At 66.7% G+C, this 15,230-nt stretch carries 15 protein-coding genes; 9 read left to right on the top strand and 6 right to left on the bottom strand.

Going from position 1 to position 15,230, the window contains the following annotated elements; genetic code table 11:
- Positions 1 to 32 precede the first annotated feature (32 nt).
- From ABEI27_RS11380 to ABEI27_RS11365, 4 genes are read right to left on the bottom strand one after another with little or no spacing between them, the layout of a single operon-like run.
- A complete protein-coding gene (locus tag ABEI27_RS11380; RefSeq protein ID WP_375799523.1) occupies positions 33 to 1,811 on the bottom strand; it encodes a type II secretion system protein in 1,779 nt (592 codons plus the stop codon).
- Positions 1,811 to 3,841, bottom strand: coding sequence for an ATPase, T2SS/T4P/T4SS family (locus ABEI27_RS11375; protein WP_375799522.1), 2,031 nt, complete (start codon positions 3,839 to 3,841; stop codon positions 1,811 to 1,813). The genes ABEI27_RS11380 and ABEI27_RS11375 overlap by 1 nt, the downstream gene beginning before the upstream one ends.
- 39 nt (positions 3,842 to 3,880) lie before the next feature.
- Positions 3,881 to 4,351 (bottom strand): hypothetical protein, encoded by a 471-nt coding sequence (locus ABEI27_RS11370; protein ID WP_375799521.1) that lies wholly within the window; start codon positions 4,349 to 4,351, stop codon positions 3,881 to 3,883.
- On the bottom strand, positions 4,348 to 4,938 hold the full coding sequence (locus ABEI27_RS11365) for a hypothetical protein (protein ID WP_375799520.1): 591 nt from the start codon (positions 4,936 to 4,938) through the stop codon (positions 4,348 to 4,350). Before ABEI27_RS11365 ends, ABEI27_RS11370 begins: the two co-directional genes overlap by 4 nt.
- Before the next feature lie 117 nt (positions 4,939 to 5,055).
- Between ABEI27_RS11365 and ABEI27_RS11360 the strand changes: the two genes are divergently transcribed.
- Positions 5,056 to 6,141 carry a tubulin/FtsZ family protein gene (locus ABEI27_RS11360; RefSeq protein ID WP_375799519.1) on the top strand — a complete coding sequence of 362 codons (1,086 nt, stop codon included), beginning with the start codon at positions 5,056 to 5,058 and terminating at the stop codon, positions 6,139 to 6,141.
- A gap of 99 nt (positions 6,142 to 6,240) precedes the next feature.
- Here the strand turns inward: ABEI27_RS11360 and ABEI27_RS11355 are convergent, their stop codons facing one another.
- Positions 6,241 to 7,587, bottom strand: a complete 1,347-nt coding sequence (locus tag ABEI27_RS11355) for an alkaline phosphatase family protein (protein WP_375799518.1) — start codon at positions 7,585 to 7,587, stop codon at positions 6,241 to 6,243.
- A 141-nt stretch (positions 7,588 to 7,728) separates the two neighbouring features.
- On the opposite strand from ABEI27_RS11355, the gene ABEI27_RS11350 reads away from it, so the two are divergent.
- From ABEI27_RS11350 to ABEI27_RS11340, 3 genes are read left to right on the top strand one after another with little or no spacing between them, the layout of a single operon-like run.
- Entirely contained in the window at positions 7,729 to 8,184 is a 456-nt protein-coding gene (locus ABEI27_RS11350; protein ID WP_375799517.1) for a DUF5788 family protein, read from the top strand.
- Complete coding sequence (polX, locus tag ABEI27_RS11345) at positions 8,181 to 9,935, top strand: DNA polymerase/3'-5' exonuclease PolX (protein ID WP_375799516.1); 1,755 nt, start codon at positions 8,181 to 8,183, stop codon at positions 9,933 to 9,935. The genes ABEI27_RS11350 and polX overlap by 4 nt, the downstream gene beginning before the upstream one ends.
- Before the next feature lie 10 nt (positions 9,936 to 9,945).
- The gene (locus ABEI27_RS11340; protein WP_375799515.1) at positions 9,946 to 10,494 is read left to right on the top strand and encodes a Mut7-C RNAse domain-containing protein; all 549 of its coding nucleotides are present in this window, start codon (positions 9,946 to 9,948) and stop codon (positions 10,492 to 10,494) included.
- Positions 10,495 to 10,589: 95 nt separating this feature from the next.
- On the opposite strand, the gene ABEI27_RS11335 is transcribed toward ABEI27_RS11340, so the two are convergent.
- Positions 10,590 to 11,495, bottom strand: coding sequence for a ribonuclease BN (locus ABEI27_RS11335; RefSeq protein WP_375799514.1), 906 nt, complete (start codon positions 11,493 to 11,495; stop codon positions 10,590 to 10,592).
- A gap of 188 nt (positions 11,496 to 11,683) precedes the next feature.
- Between ABEI27_RS11335 and ABEI27_RS11330 the strand changes: the two genes are divergently transcribed.
- The 5 genes from ABEI27_RS11330 (at position 11,684) to ABEI27_RS11310 (ending at position 15,194) form a co-directional block, all read left to right on the top strand.
- Complete coding sequence (locus tag ABEI27_RS11330; RefSeq protein ID WP_375799513.1) at positions 11,684 to 11,965, top strand: DUF5789 family protein; 282 nt, start codon at positions 11,684 to 11,686, stop codon at positions 11,963 to 11,965.
- Between the two features lie 12 nt (positions 11,966 to 11,977).
- A complete protein-coding gene (locus ABEI27_RS11325) occupies positions 11,978 to 12,667 on the top strand; it encodes a type II CAAX prenyl endopeptidase Rce1 family protein (protein ID WP_375799512.1) in 690 nt (229 codons plus the stop codon).
- A gap of 76 nt (positions 12,668 to 12,743) precedes the next feature.
- Positions 12,744 to 13,193 carry a DUF302 domain-containing protein gene (locus ABEI27_RS11320; RefSeq protein ID WP_375799511.1) on the top strand — a complete coding sequence of 150 codons (450 nt, stop codon included), beginning with the start codon at positions 12,744 to 12,746 and terminating at the stop codon, positions 13,191 to 13,193.
- A gap of 402 nt (positions 13,194 to 13,595) precedes the next feature.
- On the top strand, positions 13,596 to 14,429 hold the full coding sequence (locus ABEI27_RS11315; RefSeq protein WP_375799510.1) for an MBL fold metallo-hydrolase: 834 nt from the start codon (positions 13,596 to 13,598) through the stop codon (positions 14,427 to 14,429).
- A gap of 81 nt (positions 14,430 to 14,510) precedes the next feature.
- Positions 14,511 to 15,194 carry a DUF1405 domain-containing protein gene (locus ABEI27_RS11310; protein WP_375799509.1) on the top strand — a complete coding sequence of 228 codons (684 nt, stop codon included), beginning with the start codon at positions 14,511 to 14,513 and terminating at the stop codon, positions 15,192 to 15,194.
- Positions 15,195 to 15,230: the final 36 nt, after the last annotated feature.

The raw sequence follows: 15,230 nt of genomic DNA, 5'->3' as shown, positions 1-15,230 counted from the left end.
CTCGTATATAAAGGCTCGCGCTCGGCACACGCTCAGAACAGCGCTGCTGCCCCGACGTACGCCGCGAAGTACGCTGTAGTGGCGGAACAGAGCGCGAGGCCGACTCGATATCCGACGAGCGACCGATCCAGCCCGCGGTCCAACCCCGTCGCCAGGGCCGTCAAGATGGCCGCGAGGGCGAGTACGTACGCACCCACGGCAGTCCCGAGCACCGACGGAGAGAGCAGTACTGCGCTCGATCCACTCCCGGTCCCGAGGGCAGCGCCAGACGTCACTGTGCCCGCCGACCCCGCTGACTGTGCGGCCTCGGCCGTGGCCATCTGGGCCGCCATCGCGACGGTCGCCCCGCCGACCAGTGGGCCGAACAGTGCCGCCGTGTGACTCAGCGTTCCGGTGATCGCCGCGAGTTCCCGCCGGGCCGACGCTTCGACGCGCTGGAGTTGCGTTAGGTGATCGGCCAACGCGACGAGCGTGGGTCCTGCCGCCCGGCCCTCCCGTGCGGCGACCGCGAGAAGCGACGCAGTCGCTCGCGCCCGTGGACTCGGAACGTCTGCGAAGGCACCGTATTCCCCGAGAAACGAGCGATAGACGCCGATTCGTAGTCGCCGTTGGACGCCGGCAGCGGCCGCGAAGCAGTCGCTGGTGCGCCCGGTGGTCGCGTCGGCCGCAGACTCGATTGCCGACTCGACCGGCTCGCCGCTGCTCACGCAGCGACCCACGACACCCGTGGCGTCGGCGAGGCCCTCCTCGACCGCTCTGACGTCCGCTCGTATCGCCGCCATCGATCGATAGTGAACGACCAGCATAGCGCCGAGTCCGAGGCCAACGGCTCCGATGGACCACCCCCAGGGCACGAGTGCGCCTCCCACGACTGCCCCGACACCTGCGCCAGCGACACCGGCGGCGATGCCGCGGATCGGTCCGGACGGAGCCGCCGGATGAGCGGCCGTCACTCGGACGGGCGCGAGCGCGACGGGCCGACGAAGCAGTAGCCAGGCGCCCGCGAGGACCAGTCCCGCAGGGAGCACACAATCGTAGAGTAGGACGAACACGCTCGCCGGGACCGACACGCCACCGGCGCGTGCCGCAGGGAGCACGCCGACGAGCGCCAGCGGCAGCAAGATGCCGAAAGCGTAGATCCCACTGGCGGGGCCGCGAACGCTTCCGGCGAACTCGGCCATCTCGGTCCGAGTCCCGTCGAGGACGGTCTCCAGCGCGCGGTCGAGCGCCTCCTCGCGGTCCTCAACCGGAACCGCAACGGCGGCCGAGAGCAGCGAGACCGACCGTTCCAGCGCAGGAAACCACTCACGCCACTCGGCCGCAAACGGCTGCAGACCGGCGTCGGGACCGGAACGCGACCGCTCAGCGTGCGCTGCGAGGCTGCGTGCGAGCGGCCCCTGTCCGGTTCGCGCGGCGAACAGCGCCGCCCGCTCCGGTGTCGCGTCGAGTCGTAACCGGAGTGCCGCGCGAGCGACGAGCCCCGGTGCGTCCCCGAGCGACCGTGTTCGACGGAGCGTAGCCGCGGCGACGGGCGCGCGATGAACGAGGTGTGTCGCACCCAGCCCGATCCCGACCGCCGCCGGGAGCACCACCGCTATCGGGGCCTGGGGGATCGATAGCGCGGTGGCCACAAGGAGTACCACAGCGACGATCGGTGCGGCGGTGTACCCGGCGGCAACGACGGTTTCGGCGCGGAGGTCGCGCTCGACGAACATCAGCGAGCGCGTCAACTCATCAGTCGGTTCGACGGACCCCGGATACCAGCCGGCGAGTGTGCGCACCAGTCGTTCGAGCCGCGTCTGGGACCCCATCATCTCACGTCCCGACGGACTCGCTTCTGATCGGCCGGTCGCGTCAGCCCCGCCGTCGCGAGTCGGTCGAGCCGCGCCGTGCGTTCCTGGAGCAACGCCAGCAGATCGGCGTACGACTCCTCGTCTCCACGGAGTCGATCGACGAGCAGGCTCTCACCCCGATCAATGCGACCGCACCGGCGGAGTGACCCGTCCGATCGCTCGAAGAGGGCATAGAACGAGGACTCCGCGCCCGTCGCGTCAACCGCTTCGATGGCGGAGACGTATCGCTCGTCGCCGTCGCGGGCGCAGGTGACGACGAGGTCGGTCGCGCCGAACGACGACGGCGGCACGCCCAGATCGGAGACCACGCGCTCACGGACGGCGGCGGCCGAGTCGCCGTGGATCGTCCCGAGTACGGCGTGGCCGTGCGCACCGATTCGCATCGCCTCGTAGAGCGCGCTCGCCTCCTCTCCACGGACTTCACCGACAGCGAGCGCCCCGTCGCCGAGTCTGAGCGCCGACCTGAGCGCGTCGGTCGGCTGGAACGACCCGCCTCCCGGTCCGGCGGTCGGATCCCGACCCCCTGGCTCGGTGTAGAGCGACTGAACGTCCCGGCCACGCTCGCGGAGTGAGGCGACCGGTAGTTCCGGCGTGTCTTCGATGCTCACGAGCCGCGTCGCGGGCGGGAGTTCCCACAACAGCGCAGTCAGTAGCGTCGTCTTCCCGGCCCCCCGGGTGCCGGCCACGATGATCGTCGCGCCGCGCTCGACCGCAATCGAGAGAAACGACGCTGCTCGGGCTGTGATCGAGCCGGCTTCGATCAGTCGGGTCAGCGTCCACGCTGCCGCGCCGCGGATCCGGAACGCGAATCCGACGCCGTCGCTGGCAGGCGCGGTCACGCCGGCGACCCGGATCTGACGGCCGGTTTCGCCGACAAGCGAGGCGTCGAGCGTCGGCGAACTCCGCGAGAAGGCCCGCCCGCTCTCGCGCCGGAACCGCGAGGCGAGCGAGGCGGCCCCGGCCGGCGTCAGCCGGACGTTCGTCGGGAGTCGTTCACCGTCGACAACGACGCGGACCGGCGAGTCTGTGACCGGGGCGGAAACGAGAACGTCGGAGACCGCTTCGTCGGCGAAGAGATGTTCCAAGAGGCCGAGTCCGTGCGTGTGCCGCGCGAGTACGTCAGCGATTCGCTCGACTGGTTGCGTTCTGTCTGCGACGCGCCTGACTGCCCGACCGGGGGCGCGCTCACCGCCCCCGACAGAGCCGCTCGCGAGGAGATCACGAGCGGCTGCCAGCGTTGCCGTTCCGTCGTCGTCGAGGTCGTGAGCAACGGGGGCGAGGTGATACGAACGCGCCTCTGGAGAGTCCACGATCTGCACAGTCGCTCCGGTCGGGAGTTCGCGCGTCTCGGACGCGCTGGCGTCCGGCGAGATCACCCGCGAGGCGTGCGCTTGCGAGATTGTCGGCCCGACGAACGGGCGAAGCGCGGCCACGTACGGATCCGCAGCCGTCGCTGCTGGGGAAGTACGCCCACCGTCGAGACGCGTCGCAACCACAGCGAGCCCCGATTCGGCGGCGATGCGGCCGACTGCACCTGCTCGTCCCGTCGCTCGGTGCGCCGCTGCGAGTGGATCCCGGTGCGCTCGCTCGGCCAGTGACTCGTCGTGGAACGAGACGCGCTCGACGAAGCGGCCCGCCGCCACGAGCAGCGCCAGGGCGGCATCGGTGTAGGTCCGCTCGCGCCCGGCACAGCGGGTCCGAACTGCGTCGGCGTCCCGCCGGGAGAGCGCGTCGATCGCCGTCGTCCGGCACGACGGTGCGGATTCGAGTCGTCCCCGCCCCGGACAGTCGTCGGCATCGACGACGAGTTCACACCGCTCTGAGAGTCCGAGGCCGACGGGAGTCTCGAACGAGGTCCGACACCGACAGACGGTCGGGTCCGTGGTCGCTTCGTCGTCGGAGTCGTGCTCGCGTGGCAGTACGGCGCGAGCGACGTCCGACAGGGAGCCGCCGAAACCGTCGACGAGGGAGTCGAGGGGGTGAGTCATACCGCTCGTGGTCGCGTCATCGGATATAAACAATCGTCCTCAGCCACGCGACCCGCGGGAGACGACGAGCGAGGGGCCACGGGCGTCCGCAACGAGCGCGAGCGAGAGCGCGTGCCGACCGCTCGAACGGAACACGACCGGGCCCGTTGGCGTCCGAATCTGGACCGGAAGCGAGAGTCCGCGGAGGCGCGTCGGCGACGACGGCAGCGCGTAAGTCACCACGGACCGGTTGCCCGGACCGCCCGGTCGCCCACCGACTGCGACGAAGGCGGGGGCGGCAGTCGTCCACGACGCTCGCGGGAGCGTGACAGTGACGCGTCGCGTCGCGGCCTGCCGCCGCGTTTCGACGGGGTCATTGGTCGATGCGAGTCCGTGGCCGGCGCGCTCGATTCGATCGGCCGCGCTCTCGATTCCCTCGGCCGCACGCGTCGCACCAGCATCGGCAATCGCCGGGACGGCGGCCGCGAGCGTCGCAACGGTCAACACGGCCGCGACGACGAGGCGAATCACCGCAGGGCGTCTCGGAGCCGAGCGCCGAGTCCCGCCGCTCCGTCCGAGTCAGAGCCGTTCGCCGCTGACGGTGCTGTCTGTGACCGCTCGTCCGATTGCGACGGCAGTCGGCCGTCTCGCGACTGGACCCGGCCTGCAGGTGGCGTCGTCGAAGCCGGCTTCTCCGTCTGCGAGTGTTCCGGTGATGGCTGCTCCGCTGATGGGTGTTCCCGGGAGGGTTGCTCCGTCGCGGTCGCCGTCTCGGTATCGGACAGTCGCTCGCGGACGAGTCCGTTCTGCTCGGCCCCGAACGCGTCCTCCAGCGCTTCGGCCTTCGCGAGCGCGATCGACGCCCGTCGTTCGACTGCCTCGTCGACCGCTTCGATGCCACCGAGGAGTCCACGGACGGCGTCGAGTTCGGCTTCCAGTTCGGTCACTCGGCGGTCGAGCTCGCCGATGCGGTCCGACTCGTCATCGGCGTCCCCGCACGCCGCGTCACTCGCTGTGGCGTCCGCTTCTGAGGGTCGTTGTGACGTACTCGCGGTGGCGGCCAGCAGGTCGGTCGGCGACGGCGTCGGACGCGATCCGTGGTCGGGTTCGCTTGCCATACCGACGGTGGCCTCGCCATCGGATATAAATCGTCGTACGGCCGCGTTCGAGTCGCACTGCCACGAATCGCGCCGGCCGGGCGAACGTTCAAGGGCTACCTTAGCAATATAGAGGATATGAAGTCCCTCCTGATCGGCATCGGCCAGGCCGGCGGGAAACTCGCCCGCGAACTGGTCGAATATGACGAGCGGATGGGGTTCGGATCCATCCGCGGCGCAGTCGCCGTCAACACCGCGAAGGCAGACCTCAAAAACCTCCCCTTCGAGACCGTCCTCATCGGGCAGGATCGGGTGAAAGGCCACGGCGTCGGCGGCGACAACGAACTCGGTGCCGAGGTGATGCGGTCGGACACGAACGAGGTGCTCTCGGCGCTCGACGGTCGGATCACCGCCGGCGTGGAGTCGATTTTCGTCGTCGCCGGCCTCGGCGGCGGGAGCGGGAGCGGCGGCGCGCCAGTGCTCACGAGGGAACTCCAGCGCATCTATGATATTCCGGTCTACGGCCTCGGGATCCTCCCCGGACGGGACGAAGGCGCGATGTATCAGGTGAACGCCGGCCGCTCGCTCAAGACGTTCGCTCGCGAGGCGGACGCGCTGTTGCTCGTCGACAACGACGCGTTCCGCTCGGCCGGTGAGAGCGTCACCGAGGGATTCGACGCGATCAACGAGGAGATCGCCCAGCGCGTCGGACTACTGCTGGCGTCCGGGGAGGCCGTCGACGGCGTCGCCGAGAGCGTCGTCGACTCTTCGGAGATCATCAACACCCTCCGGACCGGCGGGATCGCCGCGCTCGGGTTCGCGTCGGCGGAGGCCGCCCCCAACGCCGAGGGGAACATCAACACCGTGATGAGCACCACCCGCCGCGCGCTCCTCTCGGGATCGAGCCTTCCGGACGCGGCCGACGCCGACGCCGCACTCCTGATCGTGGCCGGCAACCAGGACGCCATCCCGCGGAAGGGTGTAGAGCGCGCGCGAAAATGGGTCGAAGAGGAGACCGGCAGCCTTCAAGTCCGCGGGGGCGACTTCCCTCTCGAGAGCGACCGGATCGCGACGCTCGTGCTCCTGGGCGGCGTCGAGCGCTCTGATCGGATCGAGACGTTTATGCAGCGCGCCTCGGACGCACAGGAAGCCGAACCAGAGGACGCCGCGAACGATGACCCCGCCGACCAGTGGGGGAACGACGAACTCGACGATCTGCTGTAATCCGGGATCTATGCGACGTTCTATCTGAGCAACAACGCGATCAGTGACGACGGCGAGTCAGCTACCCTGTGGCTGTCGGGACAGGTGCGCTTCCAGCGACTACTTCAGGAGACTCGCCCCGTCGACTTCGGCGCGGGAGTACTCGACGTCCATCAGGTCGAGAATCGTCGGGGCGATGTCGTAGAGATCGACATTCTCGATGCTGGCGTCGGGATCGTCGACGTACAGCGTCGCGTTGTCGAAACTGTGCATCCCGTTCCGTGGCCCTGTCCCGAACACGTCTTTGTCGCCTTTGAACCCCGACTTGAGATCGAAGCCGTGGTTCGGAACCACCACGAGGTCGGGCGCGATGTCGTCGTGATCGCCGCGGAAGGCGTCTTCCTTCTCGACGACGCGCTCGGCGACCTTCCGGCCGTCCGGGCCTTCGAGTGCCTCGAGTTCGGCTTTGAGTTCGTCGCGCGTCTCCTCGTACTCGTCTTTCGGCACGCTCCCACGGGGCTCGCGCCCTTCGAGGTTGACGTAGAACCGGCCCGGAATCAGCGAGTAGGCCCGCGTGTCGTCGCTGATGTCGCCGAGTTCCTCGTGATCGTCGTTCTCGTACGAGAGCCACCCCCGCTCTTCGAGCCAGGCGTTGCAGTGGACCTCGTAATCCAGCGAGGTGAAGCCGTGGTCGGAGGCGACCACGAGCGTCACATCGTCCGGCAGCGACGCCCGAATAGCGCCGACGTACTCGTCAACCGTCTCGTAGAAGTCCAAGAATGCCTCTCTGTTTTCGCCGTCTTCCTCGTAGTCCTTGAACAGGAAGTGGTTCACCCGATCGGTCGTCATAAAGACGCCGAAGAACAAGTCCCAGTCGTCGCGTCCGAGAATCTTCTCAAACGCCTCGTACCGGCGTTCAAGCGTCTTGTGCGCGTCCTCGACGAACTCCGTTTTGTCGTCGTCGTGTCCGAGTTTGGCGTTGACGTCGATCCGGTACCCGAGTTCGTCGAGTTCGTCCCGGAACTCGTCGGGGGTGGCCGCCTTGTCGACACCGGGTGAGAGAAAGCCCGAGACCATTCGCTGGACGTTGCGCTGCGGCGGGAACGTCACCGGGACGTTCAGTACGCTCGCCTCTCGTCCGGCGTCGGTGACACGGTCCCAGATCCGCGTTGCTTGAACGTCCCGACCCATCGGAACGTAGGTGTCATAAGAGCCGTTCTCGCGGTCCTGGAAGCCGTAGACGCCAGTCTCACCGGGGTTGACGCCCGTCGTGAGCGCCGGCCAACACGCCGACGACTCGGGCGGCACGATGCTCTCGATCGAACCCGCGCTCCCCTCGGAGGCGAGCGCAGTGAAGTTGGGGAACCGATCCGGGTTATCGTCGAGAAGACTGAAAGGAACGCCATCGATACCGATGAAGGCGACGCGGGGGTGATCCTCCCCTCGCAACCGATCGAACAATCCCATATCGCTCGTAATTCACGGGCGTCATAAGTACTTTCGTCTCCGCGCGGCCACTGCCGCCGTCTGGGACACGTGGCCAGTGCAGTCCTGTTATGGGCAGCGAAGGAGCGAAGTGTGCGCCGCCGCAATACGTGATTGAGAGCCGTGAAGGAGTTCGAACGAAAGCAACTGTTGGAGCGAGTCAATCGGGAGGCTGCGACGGTGGGTGCGGACATCCCGGATTCGATCGACGTCCAGGGCGAAGAGATCGAACTGCAGAACTTCGTCTTCGAGATCAAGCGGCGCGATACGATTCCGCCGGGCGAGCGCGATCGGGTCGAGCGAGCGAAGAAGAATCTCCGTCGCGAGCGCCTCCAGCGCCTCCAGCAGATCGAAGATGGCGGGATCGCCTACGAGGAGGGAGTCGATCTGGCCGAGAGCATCGTCGGCATCGATCGGGCGCTGAACGCCCTCGAGCAACTCCGGCCAGTCGACGTCGAACAGGAGGCCGAGGTCAAGGAGACCGCCGACCAGAAGCGCTGGATGAAGTTCCTGAAACAGGCGCTCGGTCGCGAGAACACGGGCGGTCCGTCTCGGGGACGCGGCGGTGGTCGCCTGTGAGTCGAAACGCCGAGGTCGCCGCTCGATTCGAGGAGTTCGCTGACCTGCTCGAAGCGGATGACGTCTCGTACAAACCGAGCGTGTACCGGCGCGCCGCCGAGAACATCCGAGAGCACCCCGAACCAATCGAGGATCTCGCAGCCGGTGGCGAGGAGGCGGTCGCGGAGATCGACGGCGTCGGCGACGCCATCTCCTCGAAGATCGTCGAGTACGTCGAGACCGGCAAGATCGCCGAACTCGAAGCGCTCCGTGAAGACCTACCGGTCGACATCGAGGCGTTGACGCGGGTCGAGGGCGTCGGGCCGAAGACCGTCGGCACGCTCTACGAGACGCTCGGGATCACCACGCTCGACGAACTCGCAGCGGCAGCCGAGGCCGGGGAGATCCAGGACGTGAGAGGATTCGGGCCGAAGACCGAGGAGAACATCCGCGAGAACGTCGCCTTCGCGCGCGAGGCGCAAGAGCGAGAGCGCCTCGGCGACGCGCGTCCACTCGCGGACGACGTGCTCCGGTATCTCCGCGAAACCGACGCCGTCGTCGAGGTCGACGTCGCAGGGTCGATCCGGCGGTGGCGTGACACAATCGGTGACGTCGACGTGCTCGTCGCCAGCGAGGCGGGCGAGGAGGTCGTCGACACGTTCGTCGCGTGGCCGGGCGCGACAGACACCATCGAGGCGGGCGACGCCAAGGCCAGCGTCCGCGCAGGCGACGTGCGCGTGGATCTCCGTGTCGTCGTCCCCGACGAGTTCGGGGCGGCGCTGCAGTACTTCACTGGCAGCAAGGACCACAACGTCGAACTCCGGAACCGCGCGATCGCCCGCGACCTGAAAATGAACGAGTACGGCGTCTTCGACGTGTCCGGGGTCTCGAATCCTAGCACCGGCCAGCGAGTGGGCGACAGGATCGCCGGCGAGACGGAAGCGTCGATGTACGAGGCGCTCGGCCTGCCGTGGGTCCCGCCGGAACTCCGCGAGGGGAACGGCGAGATCGACGCTGCCGCTGACGACGCACTCCCGGCGCTCCTCGAAGCGCGCGCGCTTCGCGGCGACTTGCACACCCACACTGACTGGTCCGACGGCCGGTCGTCGATCGACGAGATGGTCAACGCGGCGATCGAACGGGGGTACGACCACTACGCCGTGACCGACCACGCGACCGGCCCGGGAATGGTGGGTGATGTCGGCCTCTCTGAGGAAGATCTCAGAACGCAGATGGGGGCGATCGACGACGTTCGCGACGGTCTCGACGCGGACCTCGTGCTCTTGCACGGCGTCGAGGCGAACATCGACGCCGACGGCGACCTCTCGACGGACGACGGCGTTCTTGAAGCGTTGGATGTCGTCGTCGCCTCGCCACACGCCGCACTCGGACAGGACCGCGAAGCGGCCACCGAGCGACTCGTCCGGGCCGTCGAGCACCCGAGCGTCGACATCCTCGGCCATCCGAGCGGTCGGCTGCTCAACGAGCGCGAGGGGCTGGAGTTCGACATCGAGCGCGTTGCCGAAGCGGCAGCAGGCGCCGGGACCGCACTCGAAATCAACGCCGACCCCGCGCGACTCGACCTCCCCGGAGAACACGTCCGAATCGCCGTGGAGGCGGGCGCGACGATCGCGATCGATACCGACGCACACGCGCCCGGCGCGCTTGGGTACGCACGGTATGGCGCGCACACGGCCCGGCGCGGGTGGTGCGAGCGCGAGGACGTTCTGAACGCGTGGAGCACCGAGGAACTGCGGTCGTTCCTGCACTGACCGACCCGACGTGTCCGACCGACTCCTTCTGGACGCGATGCTCGGCAAGCTCGCGACCTACCTGCGGATGTGCGGGTACGATACGACCTACGTACTCGACGACCGCGACGGTGGCAGAGGCGAGGGATCCGGTCGTGACGGAGCCAGCGACCGCGACGGTCACGGCAGCGACGAGCGGAACGAAAAGGAGTCACGAGGGACCGACGACCCCGGTGATGACGTGATTGCCGACTGGGCCCGCGAGTCGGGGCGGACGCTGCTCACCAGGGATACGGATCTCGCCGCACGGGTGGCCGAATCGGTGCTGCTGACCTCGCGGGACGTCGGCGACCAACTCCGAGAGGTGCGGGCGGCGGGCTATGACTTCTCGCTCGCTAACCCGCCGGTGCGGTGTGCGACCTGCAACGGCTGCCTCAACGCCATCGACAGCGACGGGCAGATACCGGAGTACGCGCCCGATCCCGCTGAGACAGACTGCTGGCGCTGTCCCGACTGCGGGCAGGTGTTCTGGAAGGGCAGCCACTGGGACGACGTCCGCGAGCGCCTCGACGGACTCTGAGTTTCGAGCGTAGTCGAACAGCAGTCGTCTCGACGGTCGAACTATCTCCCGGAGAGTCGGAAAGAGCGGTACGAGAAATCGTTCGCGGCGACGCGTCAACGGCGACGCGACCGCGGCGTCCACTCCTCGCAGGGGTCCATATCATCCATCAGTTCCTCGGAAGCGCCGCAGTAGGGCCGGATTCCGTCGTCCGTGCGGACGTACTCGAACTGCGCACAGTTGCCGCAGTACGTGTCACCGGTGTCGAGGTCGCGTCCGGTGTCGGATCTCGAAGTCAAGCGGGAGCGGTCCGGCCCCGACGGCGACTCGGCGAGCGGCGAGGAGATCGACTCCGCTTCGGTGCCGCCGTCGGAGGCGGTCCCGGCGCTCGCGCTGCTACGGCTGGTCCCGCCGCGATTACCCGTCTGCGTTTCGACGTCGCCGTCGGGCGTCCCACCGAAGAGTCCGATCCCGCCGAACCCACCACGGGACCGTTCGACGGGGACGTACTTCGTTTCGCTCCGCCGTGTCACGTTTACGGTGGCGGTCCCGCCGGGGTCGTTGCGCGTCTTAAAATTCGCCACGCCGGCGAATAGACACCAGAAGGTGACGATTGCGCCGAGGAAGTAGATGCCGACGGTCATAAGCGTCAGATCCGGCTTCCCGGCCCCGCAGAGTGATCCAGACCACCGGCACGGGTACGCGTAAGTGAAGAGCGCGACGCCGACCACGGTGATTCCGGCACCCACGACTGCCGCGGCCTTCGTGAGCCGATCGGACGGGAGCACGGCGAAGATGCCGAGGAAGACGGCCGGGATGCCGACGCCGCCGAGTACGGTGCCGAGTTGTCGCTTTGCTGTTAACGCCGCCAGATCCGATCCGTAGAGGACGTCTGTCGTCGCAACCACGATTCCGGCCACGACCAGGAGCGCGCCGGCGAGAAACAGCCCCAGTCCGAAGAGCAGTCGCTGGAGGCTCGCTCCCGATTCTTTCCCCCTGTAGACCTCCGAGAGACTGGGCATACCCGCTATTGGTTCGCATCACACAAAACGGTGCGTCAGACAGACGTACGACAGACGGCGCAAATCGCCGGGATCGACGGTGAGACAAACCGGAATGAGAGAGCGTACAGAGGGTCGTGTCGGCCTCGCATTCAGGGGTGAGCGGGCGTGTCGAAGGGATTATTGTCGCGGATAGCAAATCGCGGCGTATGGCAGAGGAGGAGGACGACGAGGGCTCCGTCGTCGAGCTGGGCGAGGAAACGCCCGTCGAGGGACAGCCGCTGGCGCGGGTCGCCGCCCGGCTCACCTGGCCCCACGAGAAGAGTCGGATCATCAATCAGGAAGGAGACAGCGTCGTTCGGACGCCGTCGGGGCCGCAGACGCTTTCTGACGTCCTCGAATCCGTCGACGAGACGTACTTCGACTCGCGGCAAACGTTCGTCGACCTCGTTCGGGACGTCATCGGCGACGGTGCTGTCAAGACGGAGTGACGCGGTCGGACGGTGTCCGTCCACGCCCGACTCCGCGACGCCGCCGGCGAATCAACCTGGCTCCAGCGAACGCTACTCGTCGGACTCGTGCTCTCGGTCGCGTGGAGCTCGTGGTCGGTCTCACCGACTGACCTTACCGCGCGGGTCATCCGCGATGTGATACTCTTTTTATTGATCCCCGCAGGGTTGGCGTTCACGCACGGTCGCGAACTGGGTTTTCACGTTGATCGGGTCGCGCTCCGCGACACGCTCGCACTCGCGGCGTTTGTCTTTCCCTTCTATCTCGTTGGTGCATCGCTCCCGAGCATTCGCGCGTACTACCCGATGTGGCAAACCTCGACGGCACTCGGCGAGTTCCTCCCGCACGCGCTCCAACAGATGCTCGTGGTTGTCGCCGCCGAGACGTACTATCGCGGTCTGCTCTGCGTCGGCGTCAGCGACGAGTTCGGAGTCAAGAGCGTCTTTATTAGTCCCGTCGTGTACGCGCTTCACCACGTTGGGAAGCCACCGATTGAGTTGCTGCTCTCGGGACCGACGGACGTCCTCTTCGGCGCGGTGGATTACCACAGCCAGTCGATCCTGCCTTCGATCGTCGCGCACGGACTGGGGTTGACGCTCCTCGATTGGCTGGCGCTACACGAACCGGTGATCCCACCCGAGGCGGTCCTCGACGCCCTGCGCTGGCTTCCCGTCCCCCTCTGACCCGTTCTGCTTGTGCCCTGTGCGCGGTATTCACAACACCATAGGTTTTCATCGAACGCGCCCGTAGTCGGTGGCGATGACACTACCGATCGATCCAGAAGCGATTGCGGCGAGAGATATCGGCGAGGAACGCGCGACGCTGGAGATGGACCACGAAGCGGCGGTCGAGCACGTGCGGGAGGCGTTCACCGACGCCGGGTTCGGCGTCGCGACCGAGTTCTCCGCCTCGGAGATGCTCAACGAGAAGGTCGATGCCGGCCGGGATCCGTACTACGTTCTCGGAGCCTGCAATCCGAATATGGCGAACCGAGCGCTCGACGCGACCGAGAAGCGAATGGGCGGGTTGTTCCCCTGTAACGTCGTGATCTGGCAGGAGGAACCTGGTGTTCAGACGGTCTATCACGTCAGCATAATGCGAGTCGCACGGCTCGTCGGAATGGCACCGGACGACGGAGCGATGGCCGACATCATCGCCGACACGGGAGAACTCGTCGACGAGGCGTTCGGCAACCTCGACGCGAAATAATCGCGGACGTACGAATCGCGTCGCGGGGGAACGATGGGAGCGCGATACTGATCTCGGTACTCAGGAACGGTCGGTTTTCAACGCAGAGTCACGTGACCCGACTCGACGGATCATCGCGTCCATCTGCGAGAAGGTGGCCGTTTTCCTGTCACGTGATGACATAGCACACATAAGATAGGAGTAGTGACATAAGTACTTTTTCCCGGAACTATCTGAGGCAATATCGAGTCGTTGGAGATGCTATATCTATGTACACTCACTGTAACGTGCGTTTTCTGACTAATTCGCGTGCTTCGTGTCCCGATCTGATGTAGAATCGTGGATTCAAGCGTGTGGACCGTCCGGACAGAGACGGACACAGCAATCGACAGAATTAGCCCGTGCCCGGTCAGACCCACTGGTATGACGCAAAGCGACTGGGGCGAGTGGCTGCCCCGAGCGGTCGAATCGGCAGACCCCGAAACGGTCGCGATCTGGTATCTCGGTTGCAACGGGTTCATTCTGAAGGGTTCGTCGGGGACGACAATCTCGATCGATCCGTACCTCGGAACGGGCGATCCGCCGCGGACCGTGCGGATGGTTCCCATCCCGTTCGATCCCACAGACGTCACCGAGATGGACGCCGTCTTCGCCACGCACGAGCATACGGACCACACGCACGGACCCAGCCAGGGGCCGATCCTGGAGAACACCGGCGCGGACTTCTACGCGCCCGACGATTCACTCTCAGTCGTGTTCGATGATGAGGCGTGGCTCGACGAGTACGGCGTCGAGGAGGCCCAGTTCCACGAGGTCGGAGAGGGCGACACGGTCGAGGTGGGCGAATTCACCGTCACGGTCGAGTTTTCTCACGATCCCGACTCGACGCACCCAGTCTCGTACGTCTTCGAGCACGAATCGGGCACGTTCTTCCACGGCGGCGATACGAAGCCGCACGACGACTTCGCGGAACTCGGCGAGCGGTACGACATCGACCTCGGCGTCCTCGCGTTCGGCGCCATCGGAAACATCGACGACACGCAGACTGGCGAACCGGTCCGGACCCGCTGGTACTCGACGGAGAACGAGGCCGTGAAGTCGGCGTCCGACCTCCAGTTCGATCGGTTCCTTCCGAGCCACTGGGATATGTGGAAAGGGATGACCGCGGATCCGAAGACGCTCCATCACCACGCGCGGAGTTACGAGTATCCGAGGAACCTCGAGGTCGTCGAGATTGGCGACCGAGTCGAGCTGTGACCCCGTCTCACCTCGGCCGCGAGTCACCGCGCAGCGGACGGATCGGAGAGTCGTCCCAGCACGGCGAGTAGCCCACACACGATGGTTTCCGTTCCCCCCGCTACCGACCTCCCGGCGTATCTCGCTCCGTTGCCCGACCGTGTCGAGGAGTTTGCACTCCGACTCACCTGGGTCGTCATCGCCGTCAACCTCGCGGGCACGGCGTTCGGATTCTGGTACTATCGGTTCCAACTCCTGCACACCCCGCTCGTGATGTGGCCCGTCGTCCCCGACAGTCCTCTCGCGACGTTGCTGATGATCGGAAGTCTCCTCTCGTGGAGGATCGGGCGCAACCGCGGCTGGGTGCACGCGCTGGCCTTCGTGGCGAACCTGAAATACGGTCTCTGGGTCGTCGTCGTCCAGGTCGTGATCAACGACGTGCTCACGACTGCCGACCCGTATCTCTGGTTCCTGTTCGTCAGCCACCTCGGGATGGGACTCCAGGCGTTCGTGATCCTCCGATACGCCGAATTCAGCGTCCCGGCCGTGGGCGCTGCGGCCGCCTGGTTCGGCTTCAACGACATCGTCGACTACCTCCTCCCGATTGTCGGTGACTACCACCACGCGTACTTCGGCCCGAACTTCGCGGGCGCGGCCGACCACACGGTGCCCGCGCACGACATCGCCGCGGCCGCGGCCATTGGGCTGACGCTCTTTGCGACGTTCCTCGCGCTCGCAATTCGCGTCCGGCAGGTACAGAGTGGGTCCAGCGGCGGAACGGGCTGACTGCACAGCGAAACGGACGTGAGGGGACTCCCGCGA

Origin of the sequence: Halobellus sp., assembly GCF_042218505.1 — an archaeon.
Classification (GTDB): domain Archaea; phylum Halobacteriota; class Halobacteria; order Halobacteriales; family Haloferacaceae; genus Haloquadratum.
This window is presented reverse-complemented; position numbering and strand designations above follow the sequence as displayed.